Below are 25379 nucleotides of genomic sequence, written 5' to 3'. Positions count from 1 at the left end.
TCAGAAGTCCGAATCGGAGGCAGCAGCAGCGATTTCAGCGAGCAACGGGCTTTCCACGGGATTGTCCGGCGCATCGGCCGTGCGGCGTAGCCGCGCCATGACCAGCGCACGGATCCGGGCGCGACGGTCGACGGCATCCGCTTCCGGCTCGTCCGCGCCGACACCGGGCACGTAGATCTGCACGGCCACACCCGACTCCGATCCGGCCGGTGCGGCTGTCTCCGCATGCCAGAGTTCACCGTCGCGAATCAGGGGCACGTCGACCGCGTCGGCGGCTTGGACGCGGGCACGGGGATGCAGGTGCGCCGGGACATCCACGGCCGACAACGGTGCGGCGACCGCGCTGACCCGCACGATCGTCGCGCCCGCGGCGCGCACCACTTCCCACGACACGGCGCGCTCCGAGGCATCGAGCAGTCCTGGTGGGCAGCGCCGCCAGTCCCATCCCGCGGTGCCCCTGGCCAAGATCAGGGCGCCGGGTGCCACTGTCGCGACCGGCCCGGCGGCCAGCGCGTAGTCCTCCGCGCGGCCCAGGGTCTCGGCGCGGCCGGGTGTCTGCTCGAGTACGTCCGCTCCGTCGACGATCAGCTCGCATTCCTCGCTCAATGCCGCGATCTCGTCCTCCAGCAGGTGCTCGTCCAGGGGGGCGATGCCGTCGAGGGTGGAGGCGGGCCACCAGCGCGCGGCCCAGCGGGCGTAGGCGAGCCGCCAGATGCGTGCCGCGAGGTCGGGCAATGCGGGTTCTACGGTGTATTCCCTTGTGTCCGCGTCCAATTCGTCGAGGGCGAGAGATACTTCCTGGCCGTAAACGGCCCAGACCCATTCCTGGGCGAGCGAGCGGTCATCGATCACCGCGGCCGGGGTCGCGTGCCCGGCGAGCAGGCTCCAGGTCAGATGCCCACCCGCCACTTCGAGCACCAGCACGTCGATTCCGGCCGTGTCGTCCACGACGGTGGGCGCGTCGTCCGGGGCGACGATCCACAGGCCGTCTCGATGCCGGATCCGTACGGTCGTGCTCATGACTCCGCCTCGCTGGCGCTCGGCTCCGCCATGACCACGAACGTGGCTGTGTTGATTGTTCGCTCGCTACGCTCGCTCATGACTCCGCCTCGCTGGCGCTCGGCTCCGCCATGACCACGAACGTGGCTGTGTTGATTGTTCGCTCGCTACGCTCGCTCATCAGCTCGCCTTCGATTCCGCCGCGTCCGGCTCGTCCGCGCCCGCCCGCACACTGAGCGCCCGCTTGACCCGCGTGCGATGGTCGAGGATGACCGAACGCGCCACGCCGTCGAGCAGATCCCACAGCTCGTCGGGGTCGGATATCGCGTACTCCCGGACGTCCCTGCCGTGCAGGCGAACCCACAGCCGCCGCAGGTAGGGCCGCCACGGCGTAGTGAGCTCGGCGGCGATGGCGGCCAGCGGGCCGGAGGGCGGCTCGGCGGAACCGGCGTTTACCACCAGCCGACGGGCTTGCAGCACATACGCCTCCCGTTGCCAGCGGCCGTTGACGACCTGGTGCGCCGCGGAACGCGCGGTCTCCGAACCGGTCTCGGCCACACGCAGACGCGAGTGACCCGCAGCTCGCCGGTGCCGCTGATCAATCGGCGCCAGCCCGCGCGCCAGCCTCGTACCCGCCGTCGCCGCGACGCGCAACGACTCGTCCAACAGTGCCCACGGCGCACAACTCCTGGCGATCTCGGCGTCGACCAGTTCCGGAATCGGCGGCAGCTCGGCGCGGTCGCTGGAGGCCTGCAGCACGGTGAAGACGCGCTCGTAGACGCTGCGATCGAACGGCAGACCCAGGGTCGATTTCGAGGCGGAGGCGCCGACCTCCGGGCGCCGCGGCACCGGATGCGCGGTGAGTCCGAGTTCCCGCGCCGACGGGTCGGACTCTTTGCGCCACAGCTGAATTCCCGTGTGGGTACCGGCGTGGCCGCCGATCAGCCGATCCAGTGCGGGCTGCGCAGCGGGCGCGTCCTGACCGAGTCGTGCGGCGGCGCAGGCTTCCAGCAGGGCGTCCACCTCGGCGGCGTGCTCACCGCCGGACGGGCTGGTCAGCGGGCGGCGACGCCAGGCCAGATCGAGCAGCTCGGTCAGCTCCTGGCCCGTGGTGTGGTCGTTCAGGTACTCCTTCAGCGCTTGGGTGGTGCGCCCCGCGGTGTACTCGTGGATCTCGCGCAGCACGGCCTCGGCGATGGCGGGCCCCCGCGCCGGATCCGGCGCACCGGACGTGGTCGCCAGTTCGAAGCAGCGCTGAAAGTACAGATCCTGCGGATGCCCCTCGGTGATCCGCAGCGTCCGCCGCACCTGCTTGAGCACCGTGAACCAAGCCGCCGTCGCGCGCAGCACGTCGGCCGCGGCCTGGATGCGCGCCTCGAGCAGCACCGCGCCGTCGGCCGTCAGGATCGGCCCGGCGCACAGCGGATGCTGCACGGGCCGGATCACCAGCGGGTCCAGCACGAGCTTCACAGTGCGGCGCAGCGGACCGCCATGGGGGCCGCTGAGCGCCTCGACGCCGTCGAGCCTGCGCCACACCTCATCGAGCACCATGGCGCGCGGTCGTCGCATTGCACCAGGTTAATGGATATTCCACCGACCGCATCACCGGAAAACCTGGGATCGGTAGGGCGCGAATCGTTTCTAACTTTCTCTCATCGGCTTCGCACCGCGGGCCGAACGAAACGAAGACCAGGGCGCCGCGCCCACGAACCACAAGGACAGACCATGAACACCATCCGTTTCGCCTCCGCCGCTCTCGCCGCGTCCGCCGCCGTCGCGCTGCTGGTCACCGGTTGCAGCGACAACGCGAGCAGCTCGCCCGCGCCTTCCTCGGCCAAGCCGGGCCCGGCGGCCCCGGCGGGCAAGTCGATCGCGTCGGTCGACGGCAAGGCGCTCGAGGCCAAGTTCACCACCACCTGCGCCAAGCAGGGCGGCACGCTGGCGCTCGCGCTGACCGACACCGACAACGCCGCCTACGGCAACCTCTCGGTGAGCGCGACCATCACCGGCGCCGACACCGTGCAGGCGGTCGCGATCGCGGGCAGCAAGGGCGGCGACAACGGCCTGCCCTACGCGGTCGGCTTCGGCAACGGCATGCCCGGCGGCTCGGCCACGCTGGTGAAAGACGGCAACACCTACAAGGTCACCGGCGAGGGCGTCGGCGCCCCCGACCTGACCAACCCGCTGGCGGGTCCGAAGACGTCGAAGTTCGACATCACCTTCGCTTGCTCGTCCATCGTCGGCGCCTGATCGCCGCATGCCCCCCGATCCGCGACCCGTCATCCCGGTCTTCACACCGGGATGACGGGTGGCGGCGAATCCCGAAACTTCTCATCACCGAAGGAATGTCATGAAAAAGATCCGTGTTCTCGCCCTCGCTCTCGGCGCCGCGGCGATCGGCTACTACGTCTATCACGCGGTAACCTACGTCCCCACCAGCGAATACGAGCCCTCCGGGATGGGCTGGCTCGGCTTCGAGATGGCGCTGCCGATTCTCGCGTTCACGCTGGTGCCGCTGGTCTTCTCCTTCACGGGCGAAGGCATCGCCGCGGCGTTCACCGGCCGCAACAGCGCCGAGTTCCGCGCCGGGCTCACGGGGCTCGGCACGGTCCGCTCGGTGCGGGAGACCGGGCTGACCGTCAACGACCAGCCGCAGGTCCGCATCGAGTTGAGCGTGGAGGGCGCGGACGGCAAGACCTTCTACTCGTCGGCGAAGCTGATCGTGCCGCTCACCGAGCTGGCCCTGCTGCGCCCCGGCGTGGTGCTTCCGGTGCGCTACCTGCCCGACCGGACCGACAAGGTCGAGGTCGACCTGTCCGGCGACGCGTCCGCCGCGCAGCACGTGATCAACGAGTCGCTGATCCGCAAGGGCATCACCACCCGGCACAAGCTCGACATCGCCGAGCGCGGCATCGCCACCCAGGCGGTGGTGCAATCGCTGTCGGTCACCGGCGCGATCCGTGAGGGTCACTCCGAGGTGGAACTCGGTCTGGTGGTCACCCGGCCGGACGGATCCACCTTCGCCACCCGGGTGACGAAGTTCCTCGCCCCCGGCAGTGTGGGGCAGGTGCAGATGGGGCGCGTCGTGCAGGCGCACTATCTGCCCGACAACGAGAGCGAGGTCGTCATCGCCCTTCCGGTGAACGCCTAGTGTGGGCGGTCCGACGAACTCCGTCAGCGCGGGGGCGAGTGAAGGCGAGACATCCGCCTAACCGCCAGTGGGAATGCCGCGTCGATTCGAGATATCGAATCGACGCGGCATTCGCTTTGCGCGGTAACCGGGCAATTTGAGGGTTACCTAATTGGGCGGCTGTTCACTTTGTCGTCTATTCCGGATGGTGCGGATGGTCTACCGTGCGCCCGTCGGCCCAACCCAGGAGTCACCGTGAGTCTTCAACCACTCGCCCTTTTCGTGAAGCACGACGGCCAGTCGTCGCGCGCCGCCGTGACGTGTGAGTACAAGTGCGCCAACGCGTGCTTCCACGAGGCGCCCAACACCTCCGCCGGTGCCTACTTCGGTGACATCGTCAGCTCCCTGAACCGGCGCGGCATGATCAAGGGTGGCGCTGCCGCCGTCCTCGCGGTCGGCGCGGCCAGCGCGCTCGCGGCCTGCGGCAACGACGAACCGGCCCCCGCGGGATCCACCAAGCCCGCGGGCCCGCCCGGAACCGGCACCGACTTCACCGCCGTCGCGCCGAACAAAGAAGACGCCGTGGTGATCCCGGACGGCTACGAGCAGTCCGTCGTGATCCGCTGGGGCGACCCGCTGTTCCCGGACGCGCCCGCCTTCGACTTCGACAAGCAGACCGCCGCCGCGCAGGCCCAGCAGTTCGGCTACAACAACGACTTCGCCGCCCTGCTGCCGATCGAGGGCCAGGCCAACGGCTACCTGCTGGTGGTCAACCACGAGTACACCACCGGCCCGCACATGTTCCGCGGCTACAACAAAGACGCTCCGACCGACGAGCAGATCGCCGTCACCATGGCCGCGCACGGCCTGAGCGTGGTCGAGGTCAAGGGCGAATCCGGTTCGGGCAAGCTGGCTCCGGTCTTCGGCAAGTACAACCGCAGGATCACCGCGACCACCGAGTTCACGCTGACCGGCCCCGCGGCGGGCAGCGATCTCGTGAAGACCTCGGCCGACCCGACCGGCACCAAAGTGCTCGGCACTTTCGCCAACTGTTCCGGTGGCCTGACGCCTTGGGGCACAGTGCTTTCCGGCGAGGAGAACTTCAACGGCTACTTCGCCAACGGCGACAAGGTGACCGACGCCGCCGCCACCGTCAGGCTGAAGCGCTACGGCCTCACCGCGGGCAAGACCGCCAACCAGTGGGAGCGCGCAGACAAGCGCTTCGACCTCGCGCAGGAACCCAACGAGGCCAACCGGTTCGGGTACGTGGTCGAGGTCGACCCGTGGGATCCGAACTCGACGCCGATCAAGCACACCGCGATGGGGCGGATCAAGCACGAGGCCGCCAACATCTACGTCACGAAGAACGGCGAGGTCGTCGCCTACACCGGCGACGACGAAAAGTTCGAGTACATGTACAAATTCGTGTCCTCGCGCCAGATCCAGCCGGGCACCGGCGCGTCCAGCATGCGGCACAACCTGACCATCCTGGACGCGGGCACGCTCTACGTCGCGAAGCTCACCGGCGACCACCCGGACAAGATCGACGGTACCGGCGCCACGCCGTCGGACCGGGGGTTCACCGGCACCGGCCAGTGGATTCCGCTGCTCGAAACCGGCGCGGACGGCAAGGGCAAGTCGCTGGTCGACGGCATGAGCGCCGAAGAGGTCGCGGTCTTCACCCGGCTGGCCGCCGACAAGGTCGGCGCCACCAAGATGGACCGCCCGGAGGACTTCGAGGCCAACCCGTACACCGGCAAGGTGTACGTCGCGCTGACCAACAACGACAATCGCGGCGCGGAAGGCAAGCAGGGCCCCGACGAGGCGAACCCGCGCAAACTCAACAAGAACGGCCAAGTGCTGGAGATCGACGACAACCACACCGGCACCACGTTCACCTGGTCGCTCCTGCTGGTCTGCGGTGATCCCGCGGCCGCGGACACCTACTTCGCCGGTTACGACAAGTCCAAGGTCAGCCCGATCTCCTGCCCGGACAACCTGGCCTTCGACCCGTACGGCAACCTGTGGATCGCCACCGACGGCAACGCCCTGAAGTCGAACGACGGCTTGTTCTCCGTGGTGCTCGACGGTCCGAACCGCGGTCAGACCAAGCAGTTCCTCACCGTTCCGCGCGGCGCGGAGACGTGCGGTCCGGTGGTCACCGAATCGCGGGTCATCGTCTGCGTCCAGCACCCGGGCGAAGCCGACGACGCGACCCCGGAGAACCCCCTCTCGCACTGGCCCGACGGCGGTACGGCCCAGCCGCGCCCCTCGGTCGTGGCGGTGTGGAAGAAGGACGGCGGCCGAATCGGCGCCTGACACCTCAGCCGCGACCGGCCACCCTGCAACCACGGCCGTTTCTCCCGCGGCTTTCCCCATGGGTGGAGCCGCTACTCGACTGGGCGGGTAGCGGCTCCACCTCCGCACCCGTCGGGAAGGTGCGGTCAGCCGCTTCCGGTGAGGCCGCCCATGTTCGCGAAGCGGGCGAGATCGCCTTGGGCGCCGCTGTAGACGTTGAGGTCGACCCGGCCCGCGATGCCGGGGATAGCGCCTCGGTCGGTCGTCTGCCAGAACGTCCAGTTCGACCACCCGCCGGGCACTTCGGGCTGGGCATTGCCGCGATAGTCGGCGATCCACAGCGGGTATCCGGCGAACTCGGCTGTGTCGGCCATCGCCGTGCGCCAGAAGCTGGGATAGGTGTAGATGATCGGGACGCGGCCGGTGAGGGCTTGCACTGCGGCCAGGTAGCGGCGAGTCCAGTCGATCAGGGCGGGTGGCGCGAGGCCGCCGGAATCCTCGAGATCGAGCACCGGTGGCAGGTCGTGTGGACCGTTCTGCCCGAGCGCCACCGACGCGTACATCGCGGCCTGCGGTTCGGGCGGCAAGGCGGGCCGGGCGTAATGGTAGGTGCCACGGGCCATGCCCGCGGCGAACATCAGCAGGCTGTCGGTCACGAAGTACGGGTTGACGTAGCTGAGCCCTTCGGTGGCCTTGACCATGGCGAAGTCGTGCCCCGCCCGCTTGACGGCGAACCAGTCGATCATCCGCCCCTCGGGGTGCTGCCAGGACGACACATCGGGGCCGGTCGGCGCCGCGGCCGAAATGGTAGCTGTGTGAATGCCAGCTGGCAGGAAAAGTGATAGCGCGATGCCGAGGCAGCGTAGAGCCGAACTCACCACAGGGCTTTTCATGCCGTTCGACGATAGCCAGCTGTGTCTGATGCGACTAGAGGTACAGATGAGATAGTTGCTAAGAATTAACTATTGATCGGGACCCGCCCGGATCTGCCTGCCTGGGCGGGTGGGCATGGCGCGGTGAGTGGTTCGATCGACTGATGACGCGGTTCGAATATCAGCGGAATCCCGCCCCCGCGCAGGGCACCGCGAGTCGGGTGCTGTTCCGGTTCACTCTGGGTCGGCGGGCGTTCATTCTGCGCCAGACGCTCATCGAACCCGGCGGCACCAGTGGCTGGCACTATCACGACGGCACACTGTTCGTCCTGGTCGCCCGGGGGACCCTGCACCATCCCGGAGCGGACTGCGCGCCGGTGACCTACCGTCGGTGGCGGGTCTTCCGGGAGCCGAGCGGGCCGCGCTACCCGCATGTGGCCCGCAACCTGGGGTCGGTGCCGGTATTACTGTGCGTGCTCTACGTCACTCCGGTGGACAGCCCGCTGTCGCGCAGTGTCACGCCACCAGCCTGCGCGGAATAGCGGTGGCTCGCCGCCCGGAGTATCCGATCAACCTGCGGGCTGGCAGGCGTCGCGAAGCGAGCACGCGCCGCAGGAACTGCCGCAGCCCCCGACCTCGGCGGGCGGCGCGATGGCGTCGGCGGCCTGAGCAGCGGCGGTAGCGCCCGCGCCGAGGGTGAACAGCGCGACGACGGCGGCACCGGCCGCGACGACGAGCGCCACGATTCCGCTGGCAGCCAGCGCGACGAGACCACCGGCGAACAACAGCGCCCCGGCCGCGATCGACGTGGGCGCGGCGACACGGTTGGCGACGCGGAACGTCTCATCGCTCGACAGCGCGGCCTCGGTGTGCACCCCGAAGAAACGGTTACGGGGCAAACGGCCGGTCAGCCCGAGTGCGCCGGTGGCGACGGCCACCACAGCCAGCACGAACAGGACGAGAGCGACGACGAACACCCATGCAGGCTAGCGCATCGGTGCCGAACCGCCGCCGACGGGCCGTGCGCAGCGAACGCGCCAGGAAGTCCAGGCCAGCCCGATTTTCGGTCCTGCCGACCACACGTTCTACCCTGATAGGCGAAGTTCGACGGGGATCGGCGACCACAAGAAGGCAGGACCGTGCAGGACACACGTGCAACCGAAAGCGATGTACCAGAGCACCGGTACAACGCGGAGCTTGCCGGGCGCATCGAACGCCGATGGCAGCAGGCGTGGGACGAGCGCGGAACCTTTCATGCGCCGAATCCGGTCGGCCCGCTGGCCGGCCCCACTCCGGACGACAAGCTGTTCATCCAGGACATGTTCCCGTACCCGTCGGGCGCGGGGCTGCACGTCGGGCATCCGCTCGGCTACATCGCCACGGACGTCTTCGCCCGCTATCACCGGATGCACGGACGCAACGTGCTGCACGCGCTGGGCTACGACGCGTTCGGCCTGCCCGCCGAGCAGTACGCGGTGCAGACCGGCGCGCATCCCCGGGTGACCACCGAATCGAACATCGCCACCATGCAGCGCCAGCTGGACCGGCTCGGCCTCGGCCACGACCGGCGCCGCAGCTTCGCGACCACCGATCCGGAGTACTACCGCTGGACGCAGTGGATCTTCCTGCGGATCTACAACGCCTGGTACGACGTGGACCTGAACCGGGCCCGCCCGATCGCCGAGCTGGAGGCGGAATTCGCCTCCGGCGCGCGGGCCGTGCCGGACGGCCGGTCCTGGAACACGATGTCGCCCGCCGATCGCGGCGCGCTGCTGGACTCGTATCGGCTGGTGTACCAGACCGATTCGGTGGTCAACTGGTGCCCCGGCCTCGGCACCGTGCTGGCCAACGAAGAAGTCACCGCCGACGGACGCAGCGAGCGCGGCAACTTCCCGGTGTTCCGTAAGCGGCTGCGCCAGTGGATGATGCGCATCACCGCCTACTCCGATCGACTGGTCGACGACCTGGACCGGTTGGAATGGCCGGAGAACGTGAAGACCATGCAGCGCAACTGGATCGGACGATCCCGCGGCGCGCAGGTGAAGTTCGACGCCGACGGCGAACAGATCGAGGTCTTCACCACCCGCCCCGACACCCTGTTCGGCGCCACGTATGTCGTGCTCGCGCCGGAACACGAGCTGGTCGACAAGCTCACCGCGGCCTCGTGGCCGGAGGGCACCGACCCGCGCTGGACCAATGACGGCGCCGCCACACCGGCCGACGCCGTTGCGGCCTACCGCAAGTCGATTGCCGCGAAGTCGGATCTGGAGCGTCAGGAGAACAAGGAGAAGACGGGCGTCTTCCTGGGCAACTACGCGATCAACCCGGCCAACGGCAAGGCCGTGCCGATCTTCATCGCCGACTACGTGCTCAGCGGCTACGGCACCGGCGCGATCATGGCGGTGCCAGGGCACGACCACCGCGACTGGGAGTTCGCCTCCGTGCTCGGGCTGCCGATCATCGAGGTCATCAGCGGCGGCGACCTGGCGACGGGCGCCCACGCGGGCGAAGGCGTGCTGGTGAACTCCGACTACCTCGACGGCATGTCCGTCGAGGAGGCCAAGGCGGCGATGATCGCCCGGCTGGAAGCCGACGGCCACGGCAAGGGCACCATCCAGTACAAGTTGCGCGACTGGCTGTTCGCCCGCCAACGCTATTGGGGCGAGCCGTTCCCGATCGTCTACGACGAGCAGGGCGCGCCGCACGCGCTGCCGGAATCCATGCTGCCGGTGCGGCTGCCGGAGCTGGACGATTTCGCCCCGGTGACCTTCGACCCGGACGACGCGGATTCCGAGCCGTCCCCGCCGCTGGCCAAGGCGACCGACTGGGTGGAGGTCGAGCTGGATCTGGGCGACGGGCCGAAGCGCTACCGCCGCGACACCAACGTCATGCCGCAGTGGGCGGGCAGTTCCTGGTACGAGCTGCGCTACGCCGACCCGACGAACGCCGAGACGTTCTGCGCCAAGGAGAACGAGGCGTATTGGCTGGGCCCGCGTCCCGCCGAGCACGGCGCGAACGACCCGGGCGGCGTCGACCTGTACGTCGGCGGCGTCGAGCACGCGGTGCTGCACCTGCTGTACGCCCGGTTCTGGCAGAAGGTGCTGTACGACCTGGGTGACGTGTCGGCGAGCGAACCGTACCGGCGCCTGTTCAACCAGGGCTACATCCAGGCGCACGCCTACACCGACGCGCGTGGCGCGTACGTGCCCGCCGCCGAGGTCGTCGAGCGGGGCGGCACGTTCTTCTGGACCGACGCCACCGGCACCGAGATCGAGGTGTTCCAGGAGTACGGCAAGATCGGCAAGTCGTTGAAGAACGCCATCTCTCCCGACGAGATGTGTGATCTGTACGGCGCGGACACCTTCCGCTTCTACGAGATGGCGATGGGTCCGCTGGACACCTCGCGGCCGTGGGCGACCAAGGACGTCGTCGGCGCGCACCGGTTCCTGCAACGCGTGTGGCGGCTGGTGGTGAACGAGGAGACCGGCGCGCTGCGGGTCACCGACGCCGCGCCGACGGACGAGACGCTGCGGCTGCTGCACAAGACGATCGCGGGTGTGGACGAGGATTTCGCCGCCCTGCGCGACAACACGGCGGGCGCCAAGCTGATCGAGCTGACCAACCACCTGACCAAGTCCTACCCGGGCGGCGCGCCGCGCTCGGTGGTGGAGCCGATGGTGCTGATGCTGGCTCCGCTGGCCCCGCACATCGCCGAGGAGCTGTGGGAACGGCTGGGCCATACCGAATCCCTGGCGCACGGCCCCTTCCCGGTCGCCGACCCCGCCCTGTTGGTGGAGGAGTCGGTGGAGTACCCGATCCAGGTGAACGGCAAGGTGCGCAGCCGGATTCAGGTGGCGGCGGACGCCGACAACGCGACGATCGAGGCGGCCGCGCTGGCCGACGAGAAGATCACCGAGCTGCTCAATGGAGCGACGCCGCGCAAGCTGATCGTGGTGCCGGGGCGTTTGGTGAACATCGTCGCCTGAGGCGACCGTCGGTCGGCGGCGCGGCCGTGCGCCGAGCGTGCCTCCACGCCGTCTCGGTCAGTACGGCCGCAGCACGATCTCGGTGGGATGCGCGTCGCGCGGGGTGTCGATGGCGGCGCGCACCGCGTACGCGACCGTCTCCGGTGTGAGGAATTCCTCAGGGCGATACTCGCGGCCCTCTCCGGCGATGATCTCGCGCTGCATATCGGTATCGATGCGACCCGGATGAATCGAGGTCACGCGCAGATCGGGTTCTTCCAGCCGCAGTGCGTCACCGAACGCGCGCAGCCCGAATTTGCTCGCGGCATACGAGGCCCAGCCCGCGTTCGCCCGCAGCCCGGCGCCCGAGTTGATCAACACCACATGGCCGTTGGCCGCCCGCAAGGCGGGAAGCAGCAACCTGGTCAGCTCCGCTACGGCGATCAGGTTGGCTTCCAAGGTGTTTCGCCATTGCTCGACCGTGGAGCCCGCGACGGTACCCAGGTCCGCGATACCGGCGTTGTGCACCAGCACATCCAGCCGCTGGATCGGCGCGACCGCCGCGGCGACGGCGGGATAGTCGGTCAACTCGACCGGCCAGCCCGTCGCGGCGGGCAGCTCCGCCAGAATGCCGCGCAGCGCCTGCGCCGATCGGGCGCCGAGCAGCAGGTCATGCGTCGGTGCGAGCTCGCGGGCGATGGCGGCGCCGAGCCCGCGGCTGGCGCCGGTGATCAACGCGGTCGGTTTCGAGGTCGCGGCGGAAGTCATGAGCCCCACCGTAACCGGCGGTGGAACTAAGGCGTAAAAACCCGTAGCACTGGACGAAGGACTAGCCATGCGGGCATGAGTCGACTGACAATTCTCGAGCAGCGATCACGGGATGGGGCATTCGAGAGTGAGAACCGCCGAAGACGATCCGGCCACCGGCCGACGGGACGGGGCCGAAACGGACACCGCTGAGCGGGCATATCTGCGGGTGACATCGCAGAATAGGGGGATGGCACACCCGGGCTTCACCCCAACCCAGCTCGCGGCCCGCGCTGCCTACCTGCTGCGCGGGAACGACTTGGGCACGATGACCACCGCGGCGCCCCGGCTGTATCCGCACATGTGGAGCTGGGACGCGGCGTTCGTCGCGGTGGGCCTGGCTCCGCTGAGCGTGGAGCGCGCGGTGGTCGAGCTGGACACGCTGCTGTCGGCGCAGTGGAAGAACGGGATGATCCCGCACATCGTCTTCGCCAACGGCGTGGACGGCTATTTTCCCGGTCCGGCCCGCTGGGAGTGCCGCAAGCTGGCCGCCAACGCACCGGACGGCCCGGACACCTCCGGGATCACCCAGCCACCGGTGCACGCCATCGCGGTGCAGCGGATTCTGGATCATTCTCGCAGGCACGGGCGCACTACCAGGGCGGTGGCCGAGGAGTTCCTCAACCGGCGCTGGCCGGACCTGGTGCGCTGGCACCGCTGGCTGGCGCACGCCCGGGATCCGAAGGAGACCGGCCGGATCACCCTGTATCACGGCTGGGAGTCCGGGATGGACAACTCGCCGCGCTGGGACCGCGCCTATGAGAACGTGATCCCAGGCGACCTGCCGCCCTACCGTCGCGAGGACGTGCTGGTGATCTCCGATCCGACCCAGCGCCCGACCGACCGCGAGTACGACCGCTATCTATGGCTGGTCGAGCAGATGCGCCGCGCGGGCTACGACGACTACCAGCTCGCCTCGACCATGAGCTTCGCCGTCGAGGACGTGTTCGTCACCGGGATCTTCTCGCTGGCCTGCGAGGTCCTGGCGAACATCGGCGAGGAGTACAAGCAGCCCAACGCCGACGTGCGCGACCTGTACGCGTGGGCCGACCGTTTTCGCGCGGGCGTCATCGCGACCACCGATGCCCGCACCGGTGCCGCCCGCGACTTCGACGTGCGGTTGCGGCGGTGGATCAACACCGAGACGCTGTCGATGTTCGCGCCGCTGCTGTGCGGCGGGCTGCCCCGCGACACCGAGCGCAGCCTGCTGCGGCTGTTCGAGGGACCACGCTTCTGCGGGCACCCGGATCTGCGCTACGCCCTGCCGCCGTCGACCTCGCCGGTCTCCAAGGACTTCCGCCAGCGCGAGTATTGGCGCGGCCCGGTGTGGCCGGTGATGAGCTGGCTGTTCTCCTGGGTCTTCGCCAGGCGGGGCTGGGCCGAGCGTTCGTTCATGCTGCGCGCCGAGGGCCTGCGCCAGGCCAGCGACGGCGCCTTCGCCGAGTACTACGAGCCGTTCACCGGCGAACCACTCGGCAGCATGCAGCAGTCCTGGACGGCGGCGTCCGTGCTGGATTGGCTCGGATAGATTCCCCGCCTCATCGCACCGCAGGAACACACCAACCCATCCGGCCTGCGACGGCGCAATAGCCCTCAAGCAGCTGCTACACGGGTACGCCGATGCGGCGGCTCAGGTCTTGCATGTCACGGCTCATTCCTGTCGGCGGATGCTGCACCAGGTCATGGATCATTTCCCGCGCGAACCCGTTGTATCGGATGGTCTCCGGCGCTGTTTGCTCCGACTTCACCAGCATCGCGAACGCAGCGGCGTTCTCCCGGCGCTGCGCGTACACGCGCGCCACCTCGATGTAGTGGCGGCTGCGGCGCGGCACCGACACGATCGTCTCCGCATCCAAGTCCCTCGCGGCACGCAGCGCTTCCGCTGAGCGCCGTAGTTCCACCCCGAGTGTCGTCGCGTGCGCGGCCATCACCGGCATGGAGAATGACGTCTGCACATGCCGATAGCTCGGCCCCAAGTTCCGGGCAATCTCGTCGGCTGACTCCCAGCGCTCCCACGCCTCCCCGTGACGGCCGCGGCGAGCATGCACGTACGCCACCTCGGCTTCGAGAGCGCCCGCGATGCCCCGCCAATCGTCCGGTGTCCCATCCCTGTCGAGATAGGGCGCGAGTTGATCCAGGGCGTCCCGTGCCAGTCCGACCGCCTCTTCCCAGCGGCCGGAGTCCCGGAGCGCCTGCACCATCGCCCATGTGCTGCACGCGATCACGTACGGGTCGTCGGCTTCGAAGCCCTCGTTCATGGCTCGGTCGGCGACCAGCCAAACCAGCTCCGGGGCAGGTTGATACGCGACATAGAAGTCGGCCAGCTGGTACACGGCGGCGAGGATGCGGCGTGCCTTCCTGCGGTCCGGCCCCGGGATACGGGCGGCTTGCTGCGCGTCCCTGATCAGGCCGGGTAGCAACGCTCCCAACTGGGTTCGGTGATCGGGGCTGGTATGACGGATCTTCCACGCCTGATCCAACCGGATAGCCAGATGCTCGGCACTGGCCGGGCGTGCACCGGCCGCCATCCGATAGTCCGTAAGCGCGTGACGCACCTCGGCCAGCGCCTCATGCTGCTCGCCCGCGAACACCGCCACCGACACGGCGTGACCGTTGCCGGTCAGCTCGGCAAGATCCTTGACTTCAAGGGCCCGTGCGATTCGTAGCAGCATCGGCAGCTTCGGACACTGGAGACGGCCCGATTCAACGGCTTTGATCCACTCCGCCGACCGGCCGACGAGACCAGCCAGGACGGGCCTCGACATGCCCGCGCGCTCGCGCAGCCTCTTGATTCGCATGCCGACAGATGCTTCACCCCGGGGTTCCTGCATGGTGCCCCTCCTCCGCACTCAACCCATATGAGTAAAGCGTATCGGACCAGGTGGCATGGGGTACGGAATGTACCTGATCAGTATTTGGCGCGTTCATACCGTGAACCGCAGCACCCAACGCCGCGGGGGCAGATTCCCGGCACCGGGTGCTTCCAACTCAACGGAACATACACGCGCCAGGGGGACGAGATGCCCGAAGAACTTGCCGTCGTATTGATCGTCGCAGTCGCCGCCGTCGGGATGGTGCTACTCCTGTTCTGGGTGCTGCCCTGGCTCATCGACTTGGGCTGGCAGATACCCGAACTCGAGCACGCTGACGAAATGCCGGAAGGCCTATCTCCCCACGCCGCGCCGAAAAGGCCGTACCTGGTCGATGAGGCCCACTGGGTGACGCAGGATCACATTGATTGCGACGCTCGCACATGCGCAGCCAAGGGCGCAGCGATCGACATCCTCATCGAAGCGGGGCGTATGCGGCCTGCGAGGAGCTTCCGATGAACCCTGTCGCCCACCCGGATGTGCTCGACCGCTGGCACGCACAGTCGTGTACGAACCAGGTGATCGAGAACCTCGAGCATGCCCGGTTCGCGCTCACCTATCACGCCGCACACAGCTGTGATCAGTTCCTCGCCGCCCTGGGCCACGGGTCGGTGGTGTTGCGATGAGTAGACGACTCGTCGGCGAGGGGTGTGAGGATGCCGCGGTTCCGGGCATCGACATCCGCCAGGCTCGTGGCATCATCGGCATCCACGAGCACTGCGTCCCGGCCTGCCCTAGGAAGCGCACCGCGACCGAATACCTGTGCCGCCAAGGCATTCCCATGGAAGACGTGACCGATGGCGTTGACTGAGCCGCAGGCGAAAGTGCTCGGCGCACTGTGCGCAACGCCTTTGACCTTTGGATCTCCTTCGCGGACCGGAATACACCCATCGGCGGCGATGAGGAAACAGCCGTAGGTTGCGGACGGCAGCTGGCCCGGCCCGTCAAAGGATGGCGGGGCCGCTGGCCGTACGGATTCAGCGTTATTTCCCGTCGAAGTTCGACAAATACGGCTATGTCGAGGTTCGGGTCAGCGCTTGGAGGACGGCGCTGTCGGCGGCTGGGTCGCCGACGGCGACGCGGGCGCTGCCGTCGGGGTAGGACTTGGCGGCGATGCCCGCGCGGCGTAGGGCCGTGACGATGCCGGGGCCGGGGAGGTACAGGAAGTTGGCGTGGCTTTCCGGGACCGGGATTCCCCTGGTCAGGAGCGCGGCGCGGAGTGTGTCCCGCGCTTCGGTGATGCGGAGGGTGCGGGCGGTGAGTTCGGGTTCGGCGGCGTACGAGGCGGCGACCGCGGCCACCGCGGCCGCGCTCATCCCGAAGGGCAGTTGCAGTGTGCGAACCCGTGTGATCACCTCGGTTCCGCCGAAGGCATAACCGATGCGCAGCCCGGCCAAGCCGTACGCCTTCGAAAAGGTACGCAGCACCAGGAGATTGGGATGCTTCCCGATCAGCGCGACCGGGTCGACGAACTCCCCGGCACCCAGGAATTCCACATATGCCTCGTCCAGAATCACCGGCACTCTGGCGGGCACACTGGACAGGAACGCTTTCAGGTCGCCGCCCGGGATCACCGTCCCGGTCGGATTGTGCGGGCGGCACACCACGACCAGCGCGGTCCGCTTGTCGATGGCCCGCAGCATCGCCCGCAAATCCTGATTCCCCGCCTTGTCGAGCGGCACCGGCACGCCCGCCACGCCGGTCATCTCGCACATGATCGGGTACCCGTCGAAAGTCGGCGCGCTGTATACCATTTCCGCTCCCGGCGGGATGAGCGCTTGCATGATCTGCATCGCCACTCCGGTAGCGCCCGATCCGACCACGACCTGATCCGCCCGCACACCCACGTGCTCTGCGATCAGCGTCGGCAGCCGCCGCGGCAGGAATTCCGGATACCGATTCGCCTGGGCGAGCGTCGTGTGCACGGCCCGCAGCACCGAGGGCAGCGGTGGAAACGGATTCTCGCTCAGGCTCAGGTCGAATCGCGGCGGCGTCCTGGAGGGCAGGTGCCGCCGCGATGGCCGTGTCTCGTCGGCGATGCGAACGGTCATCGCGCACCTCCCCAGCCGACGGGCGCTGCGAATCCGAACGCCGCTGTCGGCCCCTGCCATTCGTCGGGTAGTCGGTCCGCCCAGTACTCCAGATCCAGCGGCGCCCGTGCGATGCGATGACGTCGGGAAGGTCCGTCGGCGATGCGCGCGCTCATCGCGCGGCACCCCAGCGGACGGCGGCCGCGCCCGCGAAGTCGCCCGCGTGCGCGAATGCCGCCATCAGCACCAGCGATCCGTTGGCCAGCCGTCCCGCGCGGTTCTCCACATCCAGGGTCACAGGGATACCGGCGGCGAACAGATTGCCGCAGGAGTCGAAGGTGTCCGGATGCCGCTCCGGCGGAAGCTCCAACGCGTCGTGCCAGTTGCGCAGGAACAGGCGGTTCGGCTGGTTGGTGACGAAGGCGTCGACCTCGCTGCCCTTCACACCGATCCGATCGCACACTGTGAGCGCCACCTCGGGGACCAGGCGGTTGCCGCGGGCGAACACCTTGGTGACCTTGGACTCGGTGAAGCTGACGCAGCCCTGCCCCTCGCCGGGCTCCCAGTACTTGCGGTCGCCGTTGGTGGAAAAGTCCATGTCCCCGGCGAATTCGGGATAGGTACGGCATTCGATGTCGAGAATCGGCGCGCTGTCGTCCTTGCGGAGCAGCCCCACACCGCAGCCGTCGCCGGGCACCGGAGCCTGGGCCAGTTTGCGGATCTCGGTCTGGGTGAACACCGGCCCCGCGCAGTTCTGGGTCGCCGCGATCAGCGCGGTGCGGGCGGAGGTGGTCTGCAACACCATGCGAGCCATCGCCATCATGTGCACGAATGCCGCGCAGCCGCCGTTGTGCACGTCGTAGACGAACGAGGGGCGCAGGCCGAGCCGCCGCGCCACTTCGGGACCGCAGCCCAGCACCGGGTTGTCCGGCAGCTGGGTATGGGTGATCAGCACGTCGACGTCGGCGATGGCGTCCTCGCCGTGGCGCTCGATCAGCGGCGCGACGGCCCGCTCGACCATGTCCACCGCGGTCTCGTCGCGTGCCACGTGGTGGCGGCCCTTGGGCGCGCGGAACATGACGTTCTTCGCCATCCGGTCCGAGCGCGCGAACTGGGTGAAGTATTCGGTGCCGACCGGCTCGCCGGGCAGGTAGCTGGACACGTCGACGAGGCTGACCGGCGGTAGTCCCGAGGTGTCCTGGTGCGGGGGGTTGATCACGTGTGTCTCACTTCATCCAGTCGGGCTTGATGGGCAGGCCGTGCGCGGCCCGGTACTCGCAGATCGCCTTGAGGTTGTCCATCTCCAGCTGATGACCAGCCGAGAACATCTCCCAGAAGTCGCCGACCCACACCGGCCGCTGCGGCGGCGCGGTCTCGGGGTAGGGGTTCTCGTCGTAGAACGGATGCTTGCAATTCGTCCACAGCACCACCGAACCCGGCTTGTTGAACACCACCTGCGCGTCGACTACGCGCAGCAGGTAGATCATCCACAGGTGCTGTCCCTGATCCCAGGCGCAGTGGTAGTCGACGGTCATCGCATCCGGATGTGCGACAGTCCGGGTGAAGATCTTGGTCTCGGAGCCGAGCCGGTCGTAGGCCAGCCAGAGTCCGGGTTCCTCGGTCTCGACGAACCCGCGCAGGCTGTAGGTCCACTCCTCCAGCGACCTGGTGTCGGCGAGGTACTCGTACACCTCGCGTGGCGGTGCGGCGATGTAGGCCTGCACCGGGCAGTAATCGCCGTAGATCTGGTCGTGCGGGTACACCGATCGCAGCATGTCCATGATGATCGGAGTGGTCGCGTCCTTGTCGGAGTTCTCGATGCGCAGCACACTCGGCGGGATCTCCGGGATGTCGCTGAGCGCGGGCAGGGAGCTTGTGGTCACGGTGCACTCCTCTCGGCAGGCGCGGCGCGTGAGCGGCGCGTGCCTCGTTCATCAGGGTTTTCTGGATTGCTCGATGGTCGTCAGGAAGGGCAGGAACGGGGGGATCTCGTCGGGGTCGCAGTCGATCGAAAGGAACGACGGCCCTTCGGTTCCCAGGCAGTACCGCAGGGCGCGGTCGAGTTCGCCCACGGTGTGCGCCGAGAACGCGGGCAGCTCGGGGAACATGGCCGCGACGCCCGCGCCGAGGTATGCGGGACGGAATCGGTTGAAGCTGTAGCGATCCCGGTAGTACAGCTGCTCCCTGGTCACGCACATGGCGTGCGCGTTGTTGTTCAGCACGATGAAAGTGACCGGCAGGGCATGCTCGATCGCGGTGTGCACTTCCAAGCCGTGCATGAAGAACGCGCCGTCACCCCCGATGACGACCGTGCGCCGCGTGCCGTCCGCCGTCGCCTTCCGCGCGAACGCGGAGCCGATCCCCGCGCCGAACGCGTAGCCCATTCCGCCCATGCCCAGCGCGACGACGAACCGTCCGCCGCGCGGGACCCGGAGATGATGCACCACCGCGGCGCCGGTGTTGCCCGCGTCCGCGAACACGTCGGTGCCCTCCGGCAGTGCCATCTCGATCGTCTCCACCAGATCCCGGTAGCGCAGGCCGGGACCTGAGGAGTCGGGCACACGCAGCGGCGTCGGAGGTTGCGCCGCGCCAGCTCGTTCGGAACCGGTTGTGCCACCGGAGAATTCGGCAGCAAGATCGGCGAGGGTGCGCGACAGATCGGTGCTGGTCGCGTGGATGGCCGGGACGTACGGCGGGGCGACGCCGACGCTCGCCACCGTGCATTCCCCGAGCAGGGACTCGAGCCCGGCGCGCGCGGTGACCGGCAGCCGGGTGCCGACCAGCAGGCACAGGGCCGAGGACCGGATGGCCGCGGCCAGCTCGGGATGACCCATGGTGCCCGCGACGCCGCAGAACGCGGGGTCGGCGTTGTCGTAGGTGTCCTTCGCGTCCGGCGCGACGCCGACGGCGGCGTCCAGCGCGGCGGCCAGGCGGGCCAGCTCGCCGCGCGCGTCGTCGCGGGCGACCTGGTCACCGGCGATGATCACGATCTTTCCGGTGTGCCTGGCCCGGGCGAGCGCGTCGCGCACGCGGGCCGTTGCGGCCCGGTCGGATCGATGCGTCCTGGGGGGCAAGCGGAACGGCGCGACGTCGCCCGCGTCGGCCTGCTGCACGTCCTTGGGCAGCAGCAGCACCGCGGGCCCGCCGCGCCGGGCGGCGCCGACCGCCCTGGCCACCTGATCGGGCAGGTCGGCGCCGGTCGCCACGCGCGCGCAATAGGTGCTGACCGCGCCGAACAGGCGGACGGCGTCGATGGCGCCCGCCCGTCCGCTGGTGTCCTGGAAGGCGCCGTTGCCTTCCAGTGACGTCGGTGGCTGCCCGACCAACGCGAGCACCGGAACCCGCGATGCGAACGATTCGGCAAGTCCGGCAACGAGATTCATCGCACCGCCGCCGGAGGTCGATGCGACGACGCCGAATCCGCCGCTGACGCGGGCGTAGCCGTCGGCCATGGTGGCCGCGGAGAACTCGTGTTTGGCGATCACGCCGGTGACGTCATCGGATGCGTCGAAGATCGCGTCGTACAAGTCCTCGATGTTGGCGCCGTCCACGCCGAAGATGTGCCGCACGCCCAGTGCCGAAACCGCTTGCACCAGATAGTCCACGACCCGCATCGGCACTCCCTTCCGCTGACGAACATTCGGCTGCGTACACGAGTGATACGGGCTGGGCCGCCGGATGGTTCAACGGCGGATCAGAAGAAGAGGCGGCCGCCGTTCTTGCGTGTACGTATACATCTACGTATAGTGAGTTCATGCCCAACAAGACGATCTACGTTGCCGATGACGACCTGCCACTCTTTCAGCGTGCGCAGGAGTTGGTCGGCGGCAATCTCTCGGGAGCGGTGGTCACGGCGCTGCGCCGGTTCATCGAACTCGAGGAGGGTCGGCTGGAGGGCTTCGACGAGGTGGTGCTGAAGGTCGGTCACGACGGTGTGCGACAGGTCCGCTTCTCCGGCACCCTGCTCGGCGAATGGCACGACGTCAACGATACGCGGATCGAGCACGTCAAGGTGTACCGCAGCCGCAAGGGCAAATACGTGATGCACGCCCAGTATTCGAACTGGGACGAGTACCCGGCCGACGCGGGTGCGAAGTGGCTCAAGGACTGGCGGGACCCGAAGAGCTGGCGGCGCCTGCTCGGCGTCGGGCAGCAGGATTGGGGCGAGTTCATCTTCGTCGTGGTGGATTCGCCCGAGGAGCTGAAGGGGCAGATCCCCGACAAGCTCTATCAGCGAGTGGTCGACCTGGCCGAGGGGCCGAAGATCGAGGATCTGGACATCTAGTCCGCGCACCCGGCACGACAACCGAATAACCCACCGGCAATCGCCGCCCCGGACCTCGGGCGCGGTGCAGGTGAAACATGCTCACATTCGCATGAAGGCATCTATTTTCGAAAGGAAGACTCATGGTGAACGGCCATCGCGCGCCCGCCGTATTGGCACGGGGCTTGCGTAAAACGTTCGGCGAGCAGGTGGTGCTCGACGGCATCGATCTCACCGTCGCGGAGGGCACGATCTTCTCGCTGCTCGGCCCCAACGGCGCGGGCAAGACCACCACCGTGCAGATCCTCACCACGCTCATCAACGCCGACTCCGGTGAAATCCGGGTCGGCGGGCACGATCTCGCCGCCGAGCGCAAGCAGGTGCGTGCGCAGATCGGGGTCACCGGCCAGTTCTCCGCGGTCGACGAACTGCTCACCGGGCGGGAGAACCTGCTGCTGATGGGCGATCTGCATCATCTGCCGCGCCGCGAGAACCGCAGGCTGGCCGCGGAACTGCTGGAGCGCTTCGACCTGGTGGACGCGGCCGACAAGACCGCGTCCACCTATTCCGGCGGCATGACCAGGCGCTTGGATCTGGCCATGACCCTGGTCGGCGATCCGCGCATCATCTTCCTGGACGAGCCGACCACCGGGCTCGACCCGCGCAGCAGGCGATCGATGTGGGACATCATTCGCGGACTGGTCGACGACTACAGCGTCACGGTGTTCCTCACCACCCAGTATCTGGAGGAGGCCGACCAGCTCGCCGACCGCATCGCGGTGCTCGACCGGGGCAAGATCGTCGCCGAAGGCACCGCCGCGGAACTGAAGCGGCTGGTGCCGGGCGGGCATATCCGCTTGTCGTTCGCCGATCGGTCCGCCCTGCTCGCCGCCGCCGACGCACTGGGGGCCACCGCACCGACGCCGGAGGACGACGAGGAGGACCTCACCCTCGCGGTACCGAGCGACGGCGGCGTGAAATCGCTGCGGTCGGTGCTCGATCGGCTCGACTACGAGCAGATCGAGGTCGAGGGGCTCTCGGTGCACACCCCCAATCTCGACGACGTATTCCTCACCCTCACCGGTCACCCCACCACCGAAAAGGAAACCGTGCGATGAGCACCATGTCCTACGCGCTCGCCGATTCGGCGACCATGCTGCGTCGCAACCTCGTGCGCGCCAAGCGCTATCCGAGCATGACCTTCGGCGTCATCGTGATGCCGACCATCCTGCTGCTGGTGTTCAACTTCGTCTTCGGCGGCGCGTTGGAGAAGTCCTCCGGCGGAAACTACATCGACTATCTCGCCCCCGGCATGCTGCTGATGATTCCGGCGTATATGACGGTCTCGGTCGCGGTGTCGGTCGCCACCGACACGACCAAGGGCATCGTGAATCGTTTCCGCACCATGGACATCGCGCAATCGGCCATGCTCACCGGCCACGTGGTCGGCGCGCTGATCCAGGCCATGGTCGGCATCGCCGCGATGGTCGCGATCGCGCTGCTGATCGGGTTCCGCCCGAACGCGAACGTGGTCGAGTGGATCGCCGCGTTCGCACTGCTCGCGCTGATCATGTTCGCGCTCACCTGGTTGTCGGTGGCGCTCGGCCTGCTCGCGCCGAACCCGGAAAGCGCGAGCAACACGCCGTTCCCGCTGGTGATGCTGCCATTCCTCGGCAGCGGTCTGGTCGCCACCGACACCATGCCCGCCGGGCTGCGCCAGTTCGCCGAATACCAGCCGTTCACGCCGTTCACCGAGACCGTGCGCGGACTGCTGATGGGCACCGAGATCGGCAACAACGGCATCATCGCGATCGCCTGGGGCGTGGGCATCACCGTGGTCGGGTACCTGTGGTCGTCCTCGATCTTCCGGCGTCAGACGCGCTGATCGGGTGGCCGCACGACGATCCCCCGCGGGCAATGTCACCGCGGGGGATCGTTCGATCGATCAGATCGTGCCTGCCAGCAACACCTTGCCGGTGCTCGCCGCGCGGATCTCGACCGAGCGGACCTGATCGGGCGGACCGTCGATGGTCCGATCGATGGTCAGTTCGGTGCCGGGGCCCGCTGGCCACTGGTCGAGTTTCTGCTGCTGTCCGTTGGTGCGGGTGACGTACAGGGCCAGCTCCCAGTTGTAGCGTTGCGGCTCCCCTGGCGGATAGCTACAGGTCATCACGAGCCGGGTCTGCTCACCTGCCGGAAAGAGCTTGAAGCTCGCCGAGACCGGCGTCGTCTCCAGCGGGTCCATGGGGCGTTCGACGAATGCCTGCTCGGTGGTACCCGGTGTGTCCGCCCGGTCCGACTCCGACATCGTGACGGCGATCGGCAGGGCGATCGCCACCGCGGCCGCGGCCGCGGCCACCGCTATGCCGACCGACGTCCACCGGCTGCGCCGCCGATTGCGCCGTTCGGCGGCGTCGGCGAGCCGCGGCGGCGGTAGTGGCGCCGTCGGCGGTCGCGGCATCGGCGGCAGTTGCGGCATCGGCGGCGGTGGCGGCATCGACGGAACCGGCTCGGCGGCGGGCGGCTCGATCATCGCCAGCGCGGTCTCGGTCTCGACCAAGGCCAGCATCCCGGGCAGACCCGCCAGCTCTGCCACGGCGGCGCGGCATTCGGTGCAGCCGGAGAGGTGGCGTTCGTACTCCAAACGCTCATCGCGGGTGAGGGAGCCGAGCACATACGGTGCGTCCCACGTGGTGTAGTCGTCGGTGATATCCGTCATTGATTCGTCACCCCCATCTCCTGTAGTGCCAGTCGCAATGCGCGCATGCCATAGTGCATCCGGGATTTCACCGTGCCCGGCGGGACGTCGAGTTCCTCGGCGATCTGTTGGGTGGACAGTCCTCGGTAGTAGGCCCGCACGATCACCTCGCGATGGTCGGCGCTGAGCTTGCCGAGGGCGTCGGCGACCAGCCACCCGTCCAGTGCGCGGTCGGACTGGTCGGGGGCGGCCCGTTCGGGCGGGTTGTCGGTGCGGAACTCGCGCCTGCTGCGGGCGCTGCGATGCTCATCCACGGCGAGATTCCGCGCGACGGTGAACAACCACGCGCGCGCCGACGTCGTGGATTGATCCAAGACGTTCGGGCGTTGCCATGCCCGCAGCAAAGTTTCCTGCACGATGTCCTCTGCTCGCCCCGGATCCCGGACCAGGCCGAGGGTGTACCGCCACAGCGGGGTGGCGTGCTCGCGATAGAGAGCCCGCATCAATTCGGACTGATCGTCGGGCCCATCCGTTTCGTTGCGCACAACTAGATCCCTCTCCGCCTGTGTTACGGGGCCGGTGTGAGGGCGCACCCGAAGAGTCACCCATGCTCTCGCCAGATCAGTTTTCGTGTCTCATACCGTGTCTCCTTACTGTCCTTTCGAGGAGTACACGTTCTCAGTTGCGTTCCAGTTCAATCGGGTGGGTGGCGAGCAGGGACAGCGGCAGCGGCTGGCGGCGCAGCACGTGCGCCCACAGGTCAGGGCGCCCCGTGCTGATCGGGTCGGACGGCAACGCCGACAGCACGATCCAGTCGTTGTTCTCCAGCTCGCCTTCCAGCTGGCCGAAGGTCCAGCCCGCGTAGCCCGCGAAGATCCGGATGCCCTCCACGAGGGGGCCGATCCGTTCCGGATCGGCGTCCAGGTCGACCAGCACGACGCGCCCGTCGATGCGCCGCAGCCCTGGCACGCCTTCGATCCGCGCGCCCACCCGGACGGTGCCGAGGCACAGTGCCGCGTCCCGTTTCACCGGGCCGCCGATGAAGAGTGTGCGCGGCGCCGCGACCGCGTCCGTCCAGTGGGGTAGCACGTCGTGCACCGCCGTATCGCTCGGACGGTTGAGCACGACCCCGAGACTGCCCGCGTCGTTGTGCTCGATGATGTAGACGACGGTGCGCCGGAAGGTGGGTTCGACCAACTCGGTGGCCGACACCAGCAGCGTCCCGGCACGGACGACCTGCTCGCCGGGCCGGAAATCGCGCCGCCTGCGGTCGCCGTGTCCGCCGCGAGTCTTCCGATCATCCGGGTCTTCTGCGCGTGCCACTCCGACATCATCTCAGCTGTTCGCCCACAATGCGCCTTCTGCGGGCCACTTCTGTCTTCCGGATTTGCCGGGCGGCCATCGGCCCGCGGCCGGACGCCGCGTTGCGGTGCCGCCGCGACACCG

General features: G+C 68.2%; 26 protein-coding genes. 12 read left to right on the top strand and 14 right to left on the bottom strand.

What is annotated here, in order from left to right:
• Together ON34_RS27520 and ON34_RS27515 are read right to left on the bottom strand one after the other, a co-directional pair.
• Entirely contained in the window at positions 1–1020 is a 1020-nt protein-coding gene (locus ON34_RS27520) for a hypothetical protein (protein ID WP_040784834.1), read from the bottom strand.
• Between the two features lie 159 nt (positions 1021–1179).
• Positions 1180–2550, bottom strand: a complete 1371-nt coding sequence (locus ON34_RS27515) for a hypothetical protein (RefSeq protein WP_040784832.1) — start codon at positions 2548–2550, stop codon at positions 1180–1182.
• A 174-nt stretch (positions 2551–2724) separates the two neighbouring features.
• Between ON34_RS27515 and ON34_RS27510 the strand changes: the two genes are divergently transcribed.
• The 3 genes from ON34_RS27510 to ON34_RS27500 all read left to right on the top strand — a co-directional run bounded on the left by ON34_RS27510 (position 2725) and on the right by ON34_RS27500 (position 6448).
• Entirely contained in the window at positions 2725–3249 is a 525-nt protein-coding gene (locus ON34_RS27510) for a lipoprotein LpqH (RefSeq protein ID WP_040784830.1), read from the top strand.
• Between the two features lie 100 nt (positions 3250–3349).
• Positions 3350–4150, top strand: coding sequence for a hypothetical protein (locus tag ON34_RS27505; RefSeq protein ID WP_040784829.1), 801 nt, complete (start codon positions 3350–3352; stop codon positions 4148–4150).
• A gap of 234 nt (positions 4151–4384) precedes the next feature.
• The gene (locus ON34_RS27500; RefSeq protein WP_040784827.1) at positions 4385–6448 is read left to right on the top strand and encodes a PhoX family protein; all 2064 of its coding nucleotides are present in this window, start codon (positions 4385–4387) and stop codon (positions 6446–6448) included.
• 125 nt (positions 6449–6573) lie between these two features.
• Here the strand turns inward: ON34_RS27500 and ON34_RS27495 are convergent, their stop codons facing one another.
• Positions 6574–7320, bottom strand: a complete 747-nt coding sequence (locus ON34_RS27495; protein ID WP_040784825.1) for a glycoside hydrolase family 25 protein — start codon at positions 7318–7320, stop codon at positions 6574–6576.
• 143 nt (positions 7321–7463) lie between these two features.
• Here ON34_RS27495 and ON34_RS27490 point away from each other — a divergent pair, with 143 nt between their 5' ends.
• Positions 7464–7841, top strand: a complete 378-nt coding sequence (locus tag ON34_RS27490) for a cupin domain-containing protein (protein ID WP_040784823.1) — start codon at positions 7464–7466, stop codon at positions 7839–7841.
• A gap of 27 nt (positions 7842–7868) precedes the next feature.
• Here ON34_RS27490 and ON34_RS27485 read toward each other — a convergent pair whose 3' ends face one another.
• Positions 7869–8276, bottom strand: a complete 408-nt coding sequence (locus tag ON34_RS27485; protein WP_040784821.1) for an SdpI family protein — start codon at positions 8274–8276, stop codon at positions 7869–7871.
• Between the two features lie 162 nt (positions 8277–8438).
• Between ON34_RS27485 and leuS the strand changes: the two genes are divergently transcribed.
• On the top strand, positions 8439–11285 hold the full coding sequence (gene leuS / locus ON34_RS27480) for a leucine--tRNA ligase (RefSeq protein WP_040784819.1): 2847 nt from the start codon (positions 8439–8441) through the stop codon (positions 11283–11285).
• Between the two features lie 57 nt (positions 11286–11342).
• Here the strand turns inward: leuS and ON34_RS27475 are convergent, their stop codons facing one another.
• On the bottom strand, positions 11343–12032 hold the full coding sequence (locus ON34_RS27475) for an SDR family oxidoreductase (RefSeq protein WP_040784817.1): 690 nt from the start codon (positions 12030–12032) through the stop codon (positions 11343–11345).
• A 229-nt stretch (positions 12033–12261) separates the two neighbouring features.
• Here ON34_RS27475 and ggh point away from each other — a divergent pair, with 229 nt between their 5' ends.
• A complete protein-coding gene (gene ggh / locus ON34_RS27470; protein WP_040784815.1) occupies positions 12262–13599 on the top strand; it encodes a glucosylglycerate hydrolase in 1338 nt (445 codons plus the stop codon).
• Positions 13600–13675: 76 nt separating this feature from the next.
• Here the strand turns inward: ggh and ON34_RS27465 are convergent, their stop codons facing one another.
• Positions 13676–14869 carry a helix-turn-helix domain-containing protein gene (locus ON34_RS27465; RefSeq protein ID WP_245548222.1) on the bottom strand — a complete coding sequence of 398 codons (1194 nt, stop codon included), beginning with the start codon at positions 14867–14869 and terminating at the stop codon, positions 13676–13678.
• A gap of 222 nt (positions 14870–15091) precedes the next feature.
• Here ON34_RS27465 and ON34_RS27460 point away from each other — a divergent pair, with 222 nt between their 5' ends.
• From ON34_RS27460 to ON34_RS27455, 3 genes are read left to right on the top strand one after another with little or no spacing between them, the layout of a single operon-like run.
• Positions 15092–15400: a hypothetical protein gene (locus ON34_RS27460; RefSeq protein WP_040784813.1), complete on the top strand. Its 309-nt coding sequence runs from the start codon at positions 15092–15094 to the stop codon at positions 15398–15400.
• Positions 15397–15567 (top strand): hypothetical protein, encoded by a 171-nt coding sequence (locus tag ON34_RS36360; RefSeq protein ID WP_157172442.1) that lies wholly within the window; start codon positions 15397–15399, stop codon positions 15565–15567. The genes ON34_RS27460 and ON34_RS36360 overlap by 4 nt, the downstream gene beginning before the upstream one ends.
• On the top strand, positions 15564–15752 hold the full coding sequence (locus tag ON34_RS27455) for a hypothetical protein (protein WP_040784812.1): 189 nt from the start codon (positions 15564–15566) through the stop codon (positions 15750–15752). Before ON34_RS36360 ends, ON34_RS27455 begins: the two co-directional genes overlap by 4 nt.
• 202 nt (positions 15753–15954) lie before the next feature.
• Here ON34_RS27455 and ON34_RS27450 read toward each other — a convergent pair whose 3' ends face one another.
• The 5 genes from ON34_RS27450 to ON34_RS27435 are packed head-to-tail and all read right to left on the bottom strand — an operon-like array spanning position 15955 to position 20585.
• Positions 15955–16992 carry an aminotransferase class I/II-fold pyridoxal phosphate-dependent enzyme gene (locus ON34_RS27450; RefSeq protein ID WP_051023193.1) on the bottom strand — a complete coding sequence of 346 codons (1038 nt, stop codon included), beginning with the start codon at positions 16990–16992 and terminating at the stop codon, positions 15955–15957.
• Positions 16989–17147: a hypothetical protein gene (locus ON34_RS36355; RefSeq protein ID WP_157172441.1), complete on the bottom strand. Its 159-nt coding sequence runs from the start codon at positions 17145–17147 to the stop codon at positions 16989–16991. The genes ON34_RS27450 and ON34_RS36355 overlap by 4 nt, the downstream gene beginning before the upstream one ends.
• On the bottom strand, positions 17144–18187 hold the full coding sequence (locus ON34_RS27445; RefSeq protein ID WP_051023231.1) for a 3-oxoacyl-ACP synthase III family protein: 1044 nt from the start codon (positions 18185–18187) through the stop codon (positions 17144–17146). Before ON34_RS27445 ends, ON34_RS36355 begins: the two co-directional genes overlap by 4 nt.
• 10 nt (positions 18188–18197) lie before the next feature.
• Positions 18198–18854: a hypothetical protein gene (locus tag ON34_RS27440; RefSeq protein WP_040784811.1), complete on the bottom strand. Its 657-nt coding sequence runs from the start codon at positions 18852–18854 to the stop codon at positions 18198–18200.
• Between the two features lie 51 nt (positions 18855–18905).
• Entirely contained in the window at positions 18906–20585 is a 1680-nt protein-coding gene (locus ON34_RS27435; protein WP_051023190.1) for a thiamine pyrophosphate-binding protein, read from the bottom strand.
• A 140-nt stretch (positions 20586–20725) separates the two neighbouring features.
• Here ON34_RS27435 and ON34_RS27430 point away from each other — a divergent pair, with 140 nt between their 5' ends.
• From ON34_RS27430 to ON34_RS27420, 3 genes are all read left to right on the top strand, one after another.
• Positions 20726–21256: an EXLDI protein gene (locus tag ON34_RS27430; RefSeq protein ID WP_040784808.1), complete on the top strand. Its 531-nt coding sequence runs from the start codon at positions 20726–20728 to the stop codon at positions 21254–21256.
• Positions 21257–21378: 122 nt separating this feature from the next.
• Positions 21379–22353, top strand: a complete 975-nt coding sequence (locus ON34_RS27425) for a daunorubicin resistance protein DrrA family ABC transporter ATP-binding protein (protein ID WP_040784806.1) — start codon at positions 21379–21381, stop codon at positions 22351–22353.
• Positions 22350–23120 carry an ABC transporter permease gene (locus ON34_RS27420; protein WP_040784803.1) on the top strand — a complete coding sequence of 257 codons (771 nt, stop codon included), beginning with the start codon at positions 22350–22352 and terminating at the stop codon, positions 23118–23120. Before ON34_RS27425 ends, ON34_RS27420 begins: the two co-directional genes overlap by 4 nt.
• Before the next feature lie 60 nt (positions 23121–23180).
• On the opposite strand, the gene ON34_RS27415 is transcribed toward ON34_RS27420, so the two are convergent.
• The 3 genes from ON34_RS27415 to ON34_RS27405 all read right to left on the bottom strand — a co-directional run bounded on the left by ON34_RS27415 (position 23181) and on the right by ON34_RS27405 (position 25256).
• Complete coding sequence (locus ON34_RS27415; protein ID WP_040784801.1) at positions 23181–23954, bottom strand: anti-sigma factor family protein; 774 nt, start codon at positions 23952–23954, stop codon at positions 23181–23183.
• Positions 23951–24478, bottom strand: a complete 528-nt coding sequence (locus ON34_RS27410) for a sigma-70 family RNA polymerase sigma factor (protein WP_085997146.1) — start codon at positions 24476–24478, stop codon at positions 23951–23953. Before ON34_RS27410 ends, ON34_RS27415 begins: the two co-directional genes overlap by 4 nt.
• Positions 24479–24611: 133 nt before the next feature.
• Positions 24612–25256, bottom strand: a complete 645-nt coding sequence (locus tag ON34_RS27405; protein WP_040784799.1) for a YqgE/AlgH family protein — start codon at positions 25254–25256, stop codon at positions 24612–24614.
• Positions 25257–25379 lie beyond the last annotated feature (123 nt).

It is taken from the genome of Nocardia pneumoniae NBRC 100136 (genome assembly GCF_000308755.1).
Classification (GTDB): domain Bacteria; phylum Actinomycetota; class Actinomycetes; order Mycobacteriales; family Mycobacteriaceae; genus Nocardia; species Nocardia pneumoniae.
This window is presented reverse-complemented; position numbering and strand designations above follow the sequence as displayed.